This is a genomic window from Amycolatopsis jejuensis (assembly GCF_000717335.1).
GTDB lineage: Bacteria > Actinomycetota > Actinomycetes > Mycobacteriales > Pseudonocardiaceae > Amycolatopsis > Amycolatopsis jejuensis.
The window spans coordinates 1-15,969 of the sequence record NZ_JNYZ01000031.1 but is presented as its reverse complement, the minus strand read 5'-3'; the positions used below and the strand labels follow the sequence as shown (position 1 = coordinate 15,969).

Below are 15,969 nucleotides of genomic sequence, written 5' to 3'. Positions count from 1 at the left end.
TCATTTTCGCGACGGCCGGGAAGTTCAGCCGTGGCGCTGGTGGTGAGGTCGACCGAGTCGCACTCGGTTTCCGCCGATCGTGCCGCCGGGCCGGTCGTAGGCCGCCGCGACGCTCTCGGGAATCCAGCCGTCGGCCGGGTCGTCGATCATGGTCGCCGACCTTAGGCCCCTGACCACCGCTTCTTCACCCCATTTTCCCCGGCTCCCGGAAGTTCAGCCGTGCGCCGGAGCCGTCCGGACGGGACATTTGGAAAGATCGGCGCATGGCACAACGACCCGCACCCGACAACCAGGTCCTCGCCGGACGGCCGTTTCCGCTCGGCGCCCACCCGGAGGGCGGCGGGGTCCGGTTCGCGGTGACGTCCGCGGTCGCCGACGCGGTCGAGGTGTGCCTGATCGGCGACGACGGGTCCGAGCGGCGGATCGAGCTCACCGAGCGCACCTTCGGCGTCTGGCACGGCCTGGTCCCGGGCGTCACGGCAGGACAGCGCTACGGCTACCGCGTGCACGGACCGTACGAGCCCGCCCGCGGCCTGCGCTGCAACCCGGCCAAGCTGCTCGTCGACCCGTATGCCCGGCGGATCAACGGACGGCTCACCAGCCTGCACGCCGCGCAGGGTTTCACGAGCGACCCCGAACGCGGTCCGCAGTCCACTGTGGACTCACTCGGCAGCGTCCCGCTGTCGGTCGTCACCTCGCCCGGCGGGCCGGACACCGGGAGCAAGCCCGAGGTGCCGTTCGAGGAATCGGTGATCTACGAACTCCACGTGAAGGGCTTCACGCAGCAGCATCCGTTCATCCCGGAGGCGCTGCGCGGCACGTACCTGGGCGTGGCGCATCCGGTGGCGATCGAGCACCTGACCCGGCTCGGCGTGACCACCGTCGAACTGCTGCCGGTGCACGCGTTCGCCGACGAGCCCGCGCTCATCCGCGCCGGACGGCACAACTACTGGGGTTACTCGCCGCTCGGCTACTTCGCGCCGCACCCCGCGTACGCGAGCGAGCCGGGCCGCGAGGTCGAGGAGTTCCGCACGATGGTGGCGGCGCTGCACGCGGCCGGGATCGAGGTGCTGCTCGACGTCGTGTTCAACCACACCTGCGAAGGCGGCCCGGACGGCCCCACGTTGTCCCTGCGCGGTCTCGACGCCCCGGCGTACTACCTGCACACCCGCCGCGGGCACCTGGCCGACCTCACCGGCTGCGGCAACACCCTCGACGCCGGTTCGCCCACCGTCGTCAGGCTGGTCACCGATTCGCTGCGGTACTGGACCCAGGAAATGGGCGTCGACGGCTTCCGGTTCGACCTGGCGAGCACGCTCGGCCGTCCGCACGGCGGGATGTTCGACCGCGAGTCGACGATGCTCACCGCGATCACCACCGACCCGGTGCTGTCGCGCTGCAAGCTGATCGCCGAGCCGTGGGACGCCACCGGCGAGGGCTACCGCGTCGGCGACTTCGGCGCGCAGTGGGCCGAGTGGAACGGGCGTTACCGCGACACGGTGCGCGATTTCTGGCGCGGCGCGACCGGCGTACGCGACCTCGCGTACCGGCTGTCCGGCTCGTCCGATCTGTACGACCACAACCTCCGCCGTCCTTGGCAGTCGGTCAATTTCGTGACCGCGCACGACGGGTTCACGCTGCGGGATCTGGTGTCCTACAACGAAAAGCACAACGAGGCCAACGGCGAGGACAACCGCGACGGCGGCAACGACAACCGCTCGTGGAACCACGGGGCCGAGGGGGAGACCGACGACGCGGCGATCATTGCACTGCGTACGCGGCAGGCCCGCAACCTCTTCGCGACGCTGCTGCTGTCCACCGGCACGCCGATGCTCACCGCGGGCGACGAAATGTGGCGGACACAGCAGGGCAACAACAACGCCTACTGCCTCGACGACGAGACGTCGTGGATCGACTGGACCCCGGTCGAGGCAGCGGAGCCCATGCTCGCCTTCGCCCGCCGCGTGGTCCGGCTGCGCGCGCACAGCCCGGCGCTGCGCCAGCCGGAGTTCTTCGAAGGCCGCACCACGCCGACCGGGAAACCGGACCTCGTGTGGTTCCGCCCGGACGGCGAAGAGTTCGACGAGGTCGACTGGTTCGACGAAAACCGGCGGACGCTGTGCATGTGGATCGACGGGTCGAACAGCCAGGCCCGCAACCGCGAGGGCGCGCTCGTCACCGACCATTCGTGGCTGTTGATCCTGCACTCGGGCGCGGAACCGGCCGAGATCGTGCTGCCAGGGCCGGAGTACGGCGAGACGTTCAAGCCCACCCTCGACACCGCGACCGCCGACGGCACCCCGGCCGATCCCGGCGTGCTGGAACCGAAAGCACGCATCACCGTCGAGGCGCATTCTCTGCTGTTGCTGCGTGCCCCGCGGGACACGGTCGAGACCCCGCAGCTGTGAAAGCGGGCCGGATTGTGAACGCAATTCGGCTTGCCGGTGGCGAACCGGATACGGGAATGCGTCGGGCACCCCCACCGAATGGGTTCGTTTCGCCCGGACGGGTGGCGGGTACTTCGGGAAAAGGCCCCGCTGTCAACGGCTTTGGGGGAATCAGGCACACTGAACGTGCTCGCATCCGCACAGTCCGACCAAGGTGAAAAAGGGGCATTGCCATGACCGGCAGGCTCGGGATCGACGACGTCGCCCCCATTGTCAGCTGCGGCCGTTATCCGGCCAAAGCCGTTGCGGGCGAACATTTCCCCGTCACCGCCACGGTGTGGCGGGAAGGCCACGACGCGGTCGCCGCCACGGTCGCCTGGCGCGGTCCCGGCGACCGGGTCGCGCGGCAGACCCGGATGGCCGAACAGGGCCGCGGGCTCGACCGCTTCGGCGCGGTGATCGTCCCCGACGCGGAAGGCATGTGGACCTACCGCATCGACGCGTGGAGCGACCCGTGGGCCACCTGGGAGCACACGGCGGAGGTGAAAATCGCGGCCGGGCAAGGGCCGGGCGAGCTGGCGAACGACCTCGAGGCCGGCGCCCGGCTGCTCGACCGCGTGTCGCGCCGCCCGGACCGCCGTGCCGACCGCGCACTGCTCGCCGGAGCCGCGGCCGCGCTGCGCGACGAGGAGCGCGACCTCGCCGAGCGGGCCGGGCCCGCGCTGTCGCCCGAGGTCCGGCAGATCATGCACGACCACCCGGTGCGCGAGCTGATCACCAAGGGCCGCACGCTGAAGCTGTGGGTCGACCGCAAACGCGCGGCTTTCGGTTCCTGGTACGAATTCTTCCCGCGGTCCACCGGCGGCCTCGACGCGCAGGGCCGCGCCGTGCACGGCACGTTCGCCACCGCCACCCGCGAGCTGGACCGCATCGCGGGCATGGGCTTCGACGTCGTGTACCTCCCGCCGGTGCACCCGATCGGGCGGGTGAACCGCAAGGGCCCCAACAACTCTCTCGTCGCGACGCCGGACGACGTCGGCTCGCCGTGGGCGATCGGCGCGGACGAGGGCGGCCACGACGCCGTGCATCCGCAGCTGGGTACCATCGAGGACTTCGAGGCGTTCACCGCGCGGGCCGGGCAGCTCGGTATGGAGGTCGCGCTCGACCTCGCGCTGCAGGCCGCGCCGGATCACCCGTGGGCGGTCAAGTACCCGGAGTTCTTCACCACCCGGCCGGACGGCACGATCGCGTACGCCGAGAACCCGCCGAAGAAGTACCAGGACATCTACCCGGTCAACTTCGACAACGACCCGCGCGGCATCTACGACGAGGTGCTGCGCGTGGTCCTGCACTGGGTGTCGCACGGGGTGCGGATCTTCCGGGTGGACAACCCGCACACCAAGCCGCCGGACTTCTGGGCGTGGCTCATCCAGTCGGTGAAGGACGCGCATCCGGACGTGCTCTTCCTCGCCGAGGCGTTCACCCGCCCGGCCCGGCTGTGGGGGCTTGCGAAACTCGGGTTCACCCAGAGCTACACGTATTTCACCTGGCGCACCACGAAGGACGAGCTCACCGAGTTCGGCACCGACCTCGTCGAACACTGGGACCACGGCAGGCCGAACCTGTTCGTGAACACCCCCGACATCCTCCACGAATCGCTGCAGCACGGCGGTCCCGGCATGTTCGCGCTGCGCGCGGCGCTGGCCGCCACGATGTCGCCGACCTGGGGCGTGTACTCGGGGTACGAGCTGTTCGAGAGCGAGCCGGTGCGCCCGGGCAGCGAGGAGTACCTCGACTCGGAGAAGTACCAGCTGCGCCCGCGCGACTACGCCGGAGCGCTCGCGGAGGGCCGGTCGCTGGAGCCGTGGCTCACCCGGCTCAACACGATCCGGCGCGCGCATCCGGCGTTGCAGGGCATGCGGTCGCTGCGGTTCCACCACGTGGACAACGGTGCGCTGATCGCGTACTCCAAGCAGGATCCGGCCACCGGCGACACGGTGGTCACGGTGGTGAACCTCGACCCGCACGGCGCGCACGAGGGCACGCTCTGGCTCGACCTCGCCGTGCTGGGCTTCGACGGGTCCGAGCGGCTCATCGCGCACGACGAGGTCACCGGGGAGACCTGGGACTGGGGCCCGGCGAACTTCGTCCGGCTAGAACCCTGGCGGGCCGTGGCGCACGTGGTCGCGCTGCGCCGCCGCCTCGCGGCATAACTCACGAGAACTCAGAAGGTGGACTGGATGGACGAGGATGCCCGGCCCGGTGCCGTGGCAGCGCTGGCGGGCGTGCCGCACACCGGCGAGGCGGTGACCGCCGACGGGCTTCTGGTGGAGCCGCAGGCGGACGACTTCACGCACGCGCACGCGGCGCCGAAGGACCCGGAGTGGTTCAAGGGTGCGGTGTTCTACGAGGTACTGGTCCGCGCGTTCGCCGATTCGAACGGCGACGGCACGGGCGACCTGCGCGGTCTCGCCGAGCGGCTGGACTACCTCGAATGGCTCGGGGTGGACTGCCTGTGGCTGCCGCCGTTCTACGCCTCGCCGCTGCGCGACGGCGGGTACGACATCAGCGATTTCCGTGCGGTACTCCCGGAATTCGGCACGGTCGAGGATTTCGTGTACCTCCTCGACGAGGCCCACCGGCGCGGGATCCGGGTGATCACCGACCTGGTGCTCAACCACACGTCCGACGCGCATCCGTGGTTCCAGCAGTCGCGGTCGGACCCGGACGGCCCGTACGGCGACTACTACGTGTGGAGCGACGACGACTCCCGCTACGCCGACGCGCGGATCATCTTCGTGGACACCGAAACGTCGAACTGGACCTACGACCCGGTGCGCGGCCAGTTCTACTGGCACCGGTTCTTCAGCCACCAGCCCGACCTGAACTACGAGAACCCGGCCGTGCAGGACGCGATGCTCGACGTGCTGCGGTTCTGGCTCGACCTCGGCATCGACGGCTTCCGGCTCGACGCGGTGCCGTACCTCTTCGAGCAGGAGGGCACCAACTGCGAGAACCTGCCGCGGACGCACGAGTTCCTCAAGCGCTGCCGCAAGGTGGTCGACGACGAGTTCCGCGGCCGGATCCTGCTGGCCGAGGCGAACCAGTGGCCGAGCGACGTCGTCGAGTACTTCGGCGACCCGGACGTCGGCGGGGACGAATGCCACATGGCCTTCCACTTCCCGCTGATGCCGCGGATCTTCATGGCGGTGCGCCGGGAGTCGCGGTTCCCGATCTCGGAGATCCTGCTGCAGACGCCGCAGATCCCGTCCGGGGCGCAGTGGGGCATCTTCCTGCGCAACCACGACGAGCTCACGCTCGAGATGGTCACCGACGAAGAGCGCGACTACATGTACTCCGAGTACGCCAAGGACCCGCGGATGAAGGCCAACATCGGCATCCGCCGCCGCCTCGCGCCGCTGCTCGACAACGACCGCAACCAGCAGGAGCTCTTCACCGCGATGCTGCTGTCGCTGCCGGGGTCGCCCGTCCTGTACTACGGTGACGAGATCGGCATGGGAGACAACATCTGGCTCGGCGACCGGGACGCGGTCCGCACGCCGATGCAGTGGACGCCGGACCGCAACGCCGGGTTCTCCACCTGCGACCCCGGCCGCATCTACCTGCCGGTGATCATGGACCCGGTGTACGGCCACCAGGCGCTGAACGTCGAAGCACAGGCGGACAACGCGTCGTCGCTGCTCAACTGGACGCGCCGGATGATCGAGGTGCGCAAGCAGCACCACGCCTTCGCGCAGGGCGATTTCACCGACCTCGGCGGGTCGAATCCGAGCGTGCTGGCGTACCAGCGCCGGTGGCGCCGCCCGGACGGCCGCGAGGACGTGGTGGTGTGCGTCAACAACCTGTCGCGGTTCCCGCAGCCGGTGGAACTCGATCTTTCCGCGCATCGCGGGGCGACGCCGGTGGAGCTCACCGGGGGCGTGCGGTTCCCGGACATCGGCGAACTGTCGTACCTGCTCACGCTGCCCGGGCACGGGTTCTACTGGTTCCAGCTCCTCGAGCCGGAAGACTGAGGTGATCCCGCTGTCCGACCACGGTTCCCTGCCTGCCGAGCTGGCTTCCTTGCTGCCGGGCTGGCTCCCGGCGCAGCGCTGGTTCGCGGGCAAGGACCGGCCGATCGACGAGGTCCGCCCGGCCACGCTCACCGTGGTCACCGACGGAGACCCGCAGCTGGTGCACGCGGTCGTCGACGTCGTGCAGGGCGACCGCACCGAGCCGTACCAGCTGCTGATCGGGAGGCGGTTGTCCGGGAGTCCGGAGGTCGCGTCCACCGCGTGGCTCGGCGAGGGCCTGTACGAGGCAAGCGGCGACGCCGACCTCACCACCGTGCTGCTGGACGGGATGGCGGCGGGATCTGACATCGGCCCGCTGCGGTTCGCGGCCGAGCCGGGAGTGTCGCTGGATGCCGGATTGCGCGCGCGGCCGATCACGGCGGAGCAGAGCAACACGTCGCTGGTGTACGGCGGGCAGTACATCCTGAAGCTGTTCCGCAAGCTCAGCCCGGGTACGAACAAAGACCTGCTGCTGCACCGCGCGTTGCAGGAAGCGGGCTGCAAGCACGTGGCGCGGGTGGTCGGGTCGTTTTCCGGCGAGCTGGCCGGGGCGCCGGCCACGATGGGGATGCTGCAGGAATTCCTGCCGGACGCGGTCGACGGCTGGGCGATGGCCACCACGAGCGTGCGAGACCTGCTGGCCGACCCCGAGCGGCACGCCGACGAAGCGGGCGGCGATTTCGCCGGGGAATCCGAGCGGCTGGGTGCGGCTGTCGCCGAAGTGCACGCGGATCTCGCGAGCGCGCTCGGCACCGAACCGGCGGACCGCGACGAGCTGGACCGCACCGTACAGGCGATGACGCGGCGGCTGGACCAGGTCGCCGCCGTGGTCCCGGAGCTGGCGCCGCACGCGCCTGCCTTGCGGGCGGCATTCGAGGCGGTACGGGCGGAAGTGTCGCCGGTGTCGTTGCAGTACATCCACGGCGACCTGCACCTGGGCCAGGTCCTGCGCACGGTCGGCGGCTGGCTGCTCCTGGACTTCGAGGGCGAGCCGGCCGCGCCGGTGGCCGAGCGGCACGCGCTGCGCTCGCCGCTGCGGGATGTGGCGGGGATGCTGCGGTCGTTCGACTATGCGGCACACCAGCTGCTCATCGGGCCGCCGGACGGTCCCGAGGTGGCCGGGCACGCGATGGAATGGGCTCGCCGCAACCGCGCCGCCTTCTGCGCCGGGTACGCCCGCGCCGGTGGCCCGGTCGGCGATCCGCTGGCGCACGCGAACCTGTTGCGTGCTTTCGAACTGGACAAAGCGGTGTACGAGGTCGCCTACGAGCACGCGAACCGGCCGGACTGGCTGGCCGTGCCGCTGGCGGCGATCGCCCGCAGCACCGATGGAGGTGAGTGACCCGGTGAACGCAGCACCCTCGGACCTGCCCGCGGCGGCCCCGTCCCCGCAGGACATCGACCGGCTGCTGGCGGGGGAGCACCACGACCCGCATGCGGTGCTGGGCGTACACGCCGCCGGTGGAGACGTCGTGGTGCGCGCGCTGCGCCCGGGCGCCACCGAGGTGTCGGTGGTTGCCGGGGAACGCCGGTACCCGCTGGAACGCGTGGCGGATGCGCTGTTCGCTGCGGCGCTGCCGGAGCATCCGGGCGACTACCGGCTGGAGACCGGCTACGACGGACGGACGGCCGTCACCGACGATCCGTACCGCTGGCTGCCCACGGTGGGGGAGCTGGACCTGCACCTGATCGGCGAGGGCAGGCACGAACGGCTGTGGGATGTGCTGGGCGCGCACGTGCGCCGGTACGACACGCCTGCCGGTACCGTCGAAGGGGTTTCGTTCGCAGTGTGGGCGCCCACCGCGCGCGGCGTGCGGGTGATCGGCGACTTCAACGCGTGGGAAGGCCGCGGCCACCCGATGCGCTCGCTCGGGTCGTCGGGCGTATGGGAGTTGTTCGTCCCCGGCGTTGCGCTCGGCAGCTGCTACAAGTTCCGCATTCTCGGCGCGGACGGGCATTGGCACGAGAAGGCCGACCCGATGGCGTTCGCCACCGAGGTCCCGCCGGCGACCGCGTCGAAGGTCACCGAGTCGTCGTACGTCTGGGGCGACGACGAATGGGTCGCCCGGCGCGAGGCCACCGACTGGGCGGACGCGCCGATGAGCGTGTACGAGGTGCACCTCGGGTCATGGCGGCCCGGGCTCGGCTATCGCGAGCTGGCCGGTCAGCTGGCGGACTACGTCAGCGAAACCGGGTTCACGCACGTCGAATTCCTGCCGGTGGCGGAACATCCGTTCGGCGGCTCGTGGGGGTACCAGGTCACGTCGTACTACGCGCCGACGTCCCGGTTCGGCTCCCCGGACGACTTCCGGTACCTCGTCGACGAGCTGCACCGGCGCGGGATCGGGGTGCTGGTCGACTGGGTGCCCGCGCATTTCCCGCGCGACGCCTGGGCATTGGCGCGGTTCGACGGCAGCCCGTTGTACGAGCACGAGGACCCGCGCCGCGGCGAACAGCCGGACTGGGGCACGCTCGTGTTCAACTTCGGCCGCAACGAGGTGCGCAACTTCCTGGTCGCGAACGCGCTGTACTGGCTGGAGGAGTTCCACCTCGACGGCCTGCGCGTGGACGCGGTCGCCTCGATGCTGTACCTCGACTACTCGCGCGCCGAGGGGGAGTGGCTGCCGAACGAGTACGGCGGCCGCGAAAACCTCGACGCAGTAAGGTTTCTGCAGGAGCTGAACGCGACTGTCTACAAGCGACACCCGGGTGTCGTGATGGTGGCCGAGGAGTCCACGGCGTGGCCGGGGGTCACGCGGCCGACGCACCTCGGCGGTCTCGGGTTCGGGTTCAAGTGGAACATGGGCTGGATGCACGACACCCTCCGGTACCTGGCGCACGAGCCGATCCACCGGGCATACCACCACAACGAGATGACGTTCTCGCTGGTGTACGCGTGGAGCGAGAACTTCGTGCTGCCGCTGTCACACGACGAAGTGGTGCACGGCAAGGGTTCGCTGTGGGAACGGATGCCCGGCGACGACTGGAACAAGGCCGCCGGGCTGCGTGCGCTGCTGGCGTTCATGTGGGCGCATCCGGGTAAGCAGCTGCTGTTCATGGGCGGCGAGTTCGGCCAGCCGCGGGAATGGTCGGAGTCTCGGTCGCTCGACTGGCACCTCCTGGAAACCCCGCTGCACCACGGCATCCAGGACCTGATCCGCCAGCTGAACACGGTCTACCGGGAAACGGCGGCGCTGTTCAGCGGCGACATCCGGCCGGACGGCTTCCGCTGGATCGACGCCAACGATTCGGCAGGCAATGTCCTGAGCTTCCTCCGCCTGGGCACGGACGGCTCACGGCTGGCGTGCATCGCCAACTTCGCCGGAATCCCGCACCACGACTACCGGGTGGGCCTCCCGTCGCCGGGCCGGTGGACGGAGGTGCTGAACACGGACGCCGCGTCGTTCGGCGGTTCGGGGGTCGGCAATCTGGGCGCCGTCGAGGCGGTGGAGGAGCCGTGGCACGGGCTCCCGGCGTCGGCTGTGGTGCAACTCCCACCGAGCGGAGTGGTGTGGTTCCTGGAGGATCCGCGTCCGGCTTCGTGATTTCTGGTCGGCTTGACGTGCTGGTCGCCGGGTTTCGCGGGCCGGTTCGGTTGCTTGCCGCTGCGCAAATCCCGGTGCGGGGCTTGCCAGGCTGCTTGCGCTGCCGGAGTTCTGCTCGGGTGCCTGGCTTGGCAGGCTGCCTGCGCTACCCGAGTTCTACTCGGGTTCCCGGTTGCCAAGCTGCCTGCGCTACCCGAGTCCTGCCCCGGTTCCCGGCTCGGCCGGCTGCCTGCGCTACCCGAGTCCCACCCGGGTGCCTGGCTCGCCAAGCTGGTTGCGCTGCCCGCGTTCCCGGCTTGCCGGGCTGCCTGTTCTGCCGGAGTCCTGCCCGCGTTCCCGGCTCGCCAGGCTGCCTGCGCTACCAGGGTGCCTGGCACGCCGAGCTGCCTGTCCTGCCTGAGGTCCGCCCAAGTGCCCGACTCACCCCGCACCACCCCGGCCCGCGCCCGCCGGAGCCGACCCCGCCCGGCACCCACCACTCAGCCGGTCGGAAAATATCTCACGTTCCATCTTGCCGGTGAACCAGCTGGAAGGCATACTTTGTTGCCATCCACAACAAACCCGGGGTGGCGCCGCCAGGCCGCCTCTCGCGTGATTGAGGGATGACGATGACGTCAACGCACACCTCCGCACGGTGGCGCCTGCTCGCGCTGTCCGCCGCACTGGCCGTCGCGGGTGCGGTGGGCCTGACCCCCACCGCCTCGGCCGCGGGCTTCACCGACGACTTCAACGGCCCGGCCGGCGCACCCGCCGACGGCGGCAAGTGGACCTACGAAACCGGCGACAACAGCGGCAACAACCACGAACGCCAGTGGTACACCTCGGGCGCGGCGAACGGCGCCCTCGACGGCAACGGTCACCTCGTGATCACCGCGAAGAAGGAAAACTCCGGTCACACGTGCTGGTACGGCGCCTGCCAGTACACGTCCGCGCGGCTCAACACCGCCGGGAAGTTCAGCCAGGCGTACGGCCACCTCGAAGCACGCATGAAACTCCCGCGCGGGCAAGGGATCTGGCCCGCGTTCTGGATGCTCGGCGGCGGGCATTGGCCGGACGACGGCGAAATCGACATCATGGAGAACATCGGCCGCGAGCCGACCACCGTGCACGGCACCATCCATGGCCCCGGCTATTCCGGCGCGGGCGGCATCGGCGCCGCGTACAACGGCCCGAACTTCTCCGACGATTTCCACACCTACGCCGTGGACTGGTCGCCGAACAAGATCGTCTGGTCCGTCGACGGAAAGGCCTACCAGACGCGTACTCCCGCGGATCTGGGCGGCAAGAAATGGGTGTACGACCACCCGTTCTACCTGATCCTGAACCTCGCGGTCGGCGGCGACTGGCCCGGCGACCCGGACGGCAACACCCAGTTCCCGCAACAGCTCGTGATCGACTACGTGCACGTGCGCTGACCGTCTTCCGCCCGGCTCGGGCCCCTCGAGCCGGGCGGTTCCCACTGCTTGCACAGCCGGTACACGGAACACGGCAAGGAAACTCTCAGGTACGCGGTGTTTGCTGAGCGAGCGGAGGTCACCGGACGCGGGAGCGGACCATGAATGAGCACGAACGGCGTAGCTACGACCACGGTCAGCCGTACCCACCCGGCACGGGACCGCAGCAGCCATGGGGGACGCCGTACGGGGGTCAGCCGTATCCGACGCAGCAGTTCGCCGCGCCCTACCCGCCACCGCATCAGCCGCCGCGACGGACCGGTCATCCGGTCCGGGCGGCGATCGTCGCGATCGGCGTGGTCGCGCTGTCGGTCGCAGTGGGGCTCGGGGTCGGGCACTTCGTGTGGACGCCGTCGGCGCCGAGCAGTGCGGTGTCCGGCAACCAGAACTTCGGGTCCGTCACCAATCCGGGCCCGTCGAGCACGTCGATCGACCCGGCGGCCATCGCGGCGAAGGTGAGTCCGGGAATTGTCAATGTGAATACCGAACTCGGTTACCAGGGCGCAGCCGCGGCAGGCACCGGAATCGTGCTGACGTCCGACGGTGAAGTCCTCACGAACAATCACGTCGTGGAAGGCGCCACCGCCATCAAGGTCACCGACGTGGGCAACGGCCGGACATATTCGGCGTCGGTGCTCGGCTATGACCGCAGTCATGATGTCGCGGTGCTGAAGCTGGCCGGCGCGTCCGGGCTCGCCACGGAGAGCATCGGGGACTCGTCGTCGGTGCAGGTGGGCGACGCCGTGGTGGGGCTGGGCAACGCCGGTGGCGCCGGGGGAGCACCGGTCCCGGCGGCCGGGCGGGTGACCGCGCTGAACCAGTCGATCACCGCGTCGGACGAGTCGAGCGGATCGTCCGAGCAGCTCACCGGCCTGATCCAGGTCGACGCCGATATCCAATCAGGTGATTCCGGTGGCCCGCTGGTCAACGCACAGGGACAGGTGATCGGCGTCGACACGGCAGCGTCGGCCGGATACCAGTTCAACGGCGGCGGACGGCGCGGCTTCGGCGGTTCGCCGGACAGCTCGGGCCAGCAGGGTTACGCGATCCCGATCAACCAGGCGATCGCCATCGCACACCAGATCGTCGGCGGCACCGGCTCCGACACCGTCCACATCGGAAAGAGCGCCTTCCTGGGCGTGACCGTGAGCGACGCCGGGCAGACCCAGAACGGCCCTGCCGCGGGCGCCGTGATCCAGCAGGTCGTGGCCGACGGCGCAGCCGCCAAAGCAGGCATCGCCGCCGGTGCCGTGATCACCGCGCTGGACGGCAAGTCCGTCGATTCGGCCACTGCTCTCACCACCCTGATGGACCAGCACCACCCGGGCGACAAGATCACCCTGACGGTGTCCGGCCCGGCCGGTGACCAGCGGGACGTGACGGTCGTCCCGGCCGAAGGCCCGGTCGGCTGATCCTCTTCGCGCCGTTTTTGTCGGTGGTCGGGGCTAGCGTGAGCGGTACCTGACTGAGGGGAGATTTCCATGACCACTCTCGAGAACCGGCCGAACACCGCGCTGCTGGTAGTGGACGTGCAGAACGGCGTCGTCGAGGGATCCCACGAACGGGACCAAGTAGTGGCGAACGTGGGCGAACTGGTCGAAAAGGCCAGGCGGGCGCAGGTCCCGGTGGTGTGGGTACAGCACTCCGGCGAGGGCTTGGAGAAGGGCAGCGCAGCCTGGGAGTACGTGCCGGAACTGAAGCGCTCGGACGACGAACCGCTGGTGGAGAAGACGTACGGAGACTCGTTCGAAGACACCCCGCTGGAGTCCATCCTGGCCGACCTGCAGGTAGGAAGCCTGGTGGTGAGCGGAGCCCAGACGGACGCCTGCATCCGCTCGACCCTCCACGGAGCCCTCACCAGAGGCTACGACGCCACCCTGGTGAGCGACGCCCACACCACAGAAGACCTCACCACGTGGGGCGCACCGCCACCGGCACAGGTCATCGCGCACACCAACCTGTACTGGAGCCACCAGACCGCCCCCGGCCGCAAAGCAGGAACGGCAACCACGGAGGAGGTCACCTTCACGACTGCTCCGTGAGCTGCTTTCCGGTCCGGCGCTTGGGGTTGTGGTTGCGGCTGGCAGCGGCCACAATCCCTCGGGCTGGGCTGGGCTGGGCTGGCGCCGGTCTGGGCCTGAGCCTGAGCCGGGCCGGTCTGGGGCTGGGCCGGTCTGGCACGTCTGTTCGGGTCGACGCTGACCGCCAAGAACCGCACCGCACCACCCAAAACGCGACGGCAGACAGCTCAGCTCCACCGCCGCGACGACCAACCGGGCCACACCCCGCGACGACCGACCAAGCCCTTTCCGTCACCTGGCCCAGCCTCTTTCCCCACCCGGCCAAATCCCGCCCATCACACGGCCTGGTCCCGTCCCTCGCGCGGCGACGGATGGGATGCCCGTCCACGGTTGGCGGGGGAGCGGCGCGTCTTGGCCTGCGCGTCTCGCGCCGTAGGCCCACGGGTGGTGGCAGACGAGCGGCGCGTCTTGGCCTGCGCGTCTCGCGCCGTAGCCCCACGGGTCGTGGCAGATGAGCGGTGTGTCTTGGCCTGCGCGTCTCGCGCCGTAGGCCCGCCGGTGGAGCCAGACGAGCGGTGTGTCGTCCTCGGCGTGCCATCGTGTGGCAGGCGCGTCGGTCGCGGGAGGCGCCACGCGACTTCGCCCGCGCTTCGTCGTGCGGCAGCCCGGTCGTCGCGCGAGCGCCCTGCCTTCGCCTGCGTGGCGATCGGCGGCGCATTCACCTGCCTCCGACGGCAAGCCATCCGCCACTCGCGTGGTCGGCAGCGCGGCACTGTCCGCCCACCACCGCTGCGCACCCTTCCCACCAACCGGGAACCGGATCCACCCCGCCGGAAAACCCGAAAATCCCCAAGCACAGCCCCCTTTCCTGGTTCGCATACCGCACGAGTTACGGTGGCGGGCGTGTCCCCGTTCCGCCCGGTTGCCGTGTCCGCAAAGAACCGGCGGATCAGCTGGGACGCTGTCCGTGCCGGGTGTGTCGTGCTCGTTCTCGTCTACCACGCCACTTACATGAGCGTCGTCGTGCATCCCGAACTCGGGGCGCGGCGGTTCGTGTTCCCGCATCAGATCGGGGCGAGCCTGCTGCTCGTGATTTCCGCGTACTTCGCCGCCGTCACCATCGGGCGCGGGTCGCTCGGCCGCTATTGGTGGGGCCGGGTCGCCCGGCTGCTGCCGCCGTTTCTGGCAGCCGTCGTCGTGATCTTCTTCGCGCTCCGGTACCTGTCACCACCCGGCTGGTTCGTCCCGCACGGACGCGACCTCGTCGGCAACCTCCTCATGCTGTGGAACTGGAAACCCGCCGGCTACCCCTTCCTCGACGGTTCCCACTGGACGATTCCCCTGCAGCTAATGGCTTTCACCGTCGCCGCCCTGCTTTACCGCGGCAGCTGGGGACACGGCCGGAAGCTGCACGTTCTCATGTGGGCCGCGGTGCTCGTCCCGCTCGCGCAGTGGCCGCTGCGCATCGCCGGCCCGCCCGAGTGGTACCGCATTCTCGTCGACGGCTTCGGACTCCACCGCTGGCACCTGTTCGTCGCAGGTGTCGCCGTCCGGCTCTGGACCACGAAACGCCTGCGTACCCCGGAATTCCTGCTCCTGGAACTCGCCTGCGTCGCCGCCCACGCCCTGCACGGCGCCACCCCCACCCCGACCGGCCTCACCATCGAATGGGGTGCAACCACCGGCATCGCGCTCGGACTGCTAGTGATCTCCCTGGCCGCCGCAGGCCCCGACTGGGACCGCTTCCTCCCCGCCTTCGCCCAGCGCGCAATCCAGTGGTTCGCGGGCATCTCGTACGGCGTTTTCCTCATCCACCAAGCAATCGGCTACCTGGTGCTGCACTGGCTGTCGGGCCTAGGCTTCGACCCGCTGCTGCAAACCGCAGGCATGCTCGCAACGGGCGTCCTCCTCGGCTGGGCGCTGACCCGCTTCGTCGAACAACCGGCCCACCGCTTCCTCATGCGCCTCCCCGCCGCGGCCCGCCCGCCTGCCCACCGCGAACCGGTCAGCGCAGGCCACCGCGAGTAGCGACCCAGCACGCCAAGCCTCCGCCGGAATTCACGTCCCCCCTCCGGACGTCCGGAGCACCGCGTCTCCCACAACACCGCCTCACGTCCCGGGTTGCGAGGTGAACACCGATGGCAACTGCCGTCTGAGGTCAGCGGGCTGCCGACTACCCGCGCTCCGCAACCGCCGTCTCGTGCACGGGCTGGCGGGAAACCGCTGCTCCCGCAACCGCTGCCGTCCACCAGCGGACTGCCGAGGAACACCGCCCGCAACGCCCACCTCCCGCCCGCGTGCCGCCGAGCAACCGCCGCCCCGCAACCGTCGCCTCACGCCCGCGGCTGTTGAGAAACTGTCGCTCTCGCACCACCGCCTCACACCCGCGGACTAAGAGGTCCTAACAGAATGATCTTGGTTTGTGGTTTGATGTCTCCTGTTGTTGATCATGTGGCGGGAGGTTGGTGTGGCCCAGCGCAGGCCGTGGG

Annotated in this window: 10 protein-coding genes; 9 read left to right on the top strand and 1 reads right to left on the bottom strand. The window is 69.8% G+C overall.

Annotation, left to right across the window (positions count from 1 at the left end):
- Positions 1–24: 24 nt before the first annotated feature.
- Complete coding sequence (locus OO71_RS53010) at positions 25–150, bottom strand: hypothetical protein (RefSeq protein WP_281178503.1); 126 nt, start codon at positions 148–150, stop codon at positions 25–27.
- Between the two features lie 113 nt (positions 151–263).
- Here OO71_RS53010 and glgX point away from each other — a divergent pair, with 113 nt between their 5' ends.
- The 9 genes from glgX (at position 264) to OO71_RS35050 (ending at position 15,508) form a co-directional block, all read left to right on the top strand.
- Positions 264–2,408 carry a glycogen debranching protein GlgX gene (glgX, locus tag OO71_RS35090; protein ID WP_033294313.1) on the top strand — a complete coding sequence of 715 codons (2,145 nt, stop codon included), beginning with the start codon at positions 264–266 and terminating at the stop codon, positions 2,406–2,408.
- Between the two features lie 212 nt (positions 2,409–2,620).
- Positions 2,621–4,600 (top strand): alpha-1,4-glucan--maltose-1-phosphate maltosyltransferase, encoded by a 1,980-nt coding sequence (locus OO71_RS35085; protein ID WP_033294312.1) that lies wholly within the window; start codon positions 2,621–2,623, stop codon positions 4,598–4,600.
- A 27-nt stretch (positions 4,601–4,627) separates the two neighbouring features.
- Positions 4,628–6,421 carry a maltose alpha-D-glucosyltransferase gene (gene treS / locus OO71_RS35080; RefSeq protein ID WP_033294311.1) on the top strand — a complete coding sequence of 598 codons (1,794 nt, stop codon included), beginning with the start codon at positions 4,628–4,630 and terminating at the stop codon, positions 6,419–6,421.
- 10 nt (positions 6,422–6,431) lie between these two features.
- Positions 6,432–7,802 (top strand): maltokinase N-terminal cap-like domain-containing protein, encoded by a 1,371-nt coding sequence (locus tag OO71_RS35075; RefSeq protein ID WP_033294376.1) that lies wholly within the window; start codon positions 6,432–6,434, stop codon positions 7,800–7,802.
- Between the two features lie 4 nt (positions 7,803–7,806).
- On the top strand, positions 7,807–10,005 hold the full coding sequence (gene glgB, locus OO71_RS35070; RefSeq protein ID WP_033294310.1) for a 1,4-alpha-glucan branching protein GlgB: 2,199 nt from the start codon (positions 7,807–7,809) through the stop codon (positions 10,003–10,005).
- 608 nt (positions 10,006–10,613) lie between these two features.
- Positions 10,614–11,420: a glycoside hydrolase family 16 protein gene (locus OO71_RS35065; RefSeq protein ID WP_033294309.1), complete on the top strand. Its 807-nt coding sequence runs from the start codon at positions 10,614–10,616 to the stop codon at positions 11,418–11,420.
- 140 nt (positions 11,421–11,560) lie between these two features.
- Complete coding sequence (locus OO71_RS35060) at positions 11,561–12,871, top strand: S1C family serine protease (protein ID WP_033294308.1); 1,311 nt, start codon at positions 11,561–11,563, stop codon at positions 12,869–12,871.
- 69 nt (positions 12,872–12,940) lie between these two features.
- Positions 12,941–13,501, top strand: a complete 561-nt coding sequence (locus OO71_RS35055; protein WP_033294307.1) for an isochorismatase family protein — start codon at positions 12,941–12,943, stop codon at positions 13,499–13,501.
- A gap of 882 nt (positions 13,502–14,383) precedes the next feature.
- Positions 14,384–15,508, top strand: coding sequence for an acyltransferase family protein (locus OO71_RS35050; RefSeq protein WP_245633883.1), 1,125 nt, complete (start codon positions 14,384–14,386; stop codon positions 15,506–15,508).
- The last annotated feature ends 461 nt before the right edge of the window (positions 15,509–15,969 follow it).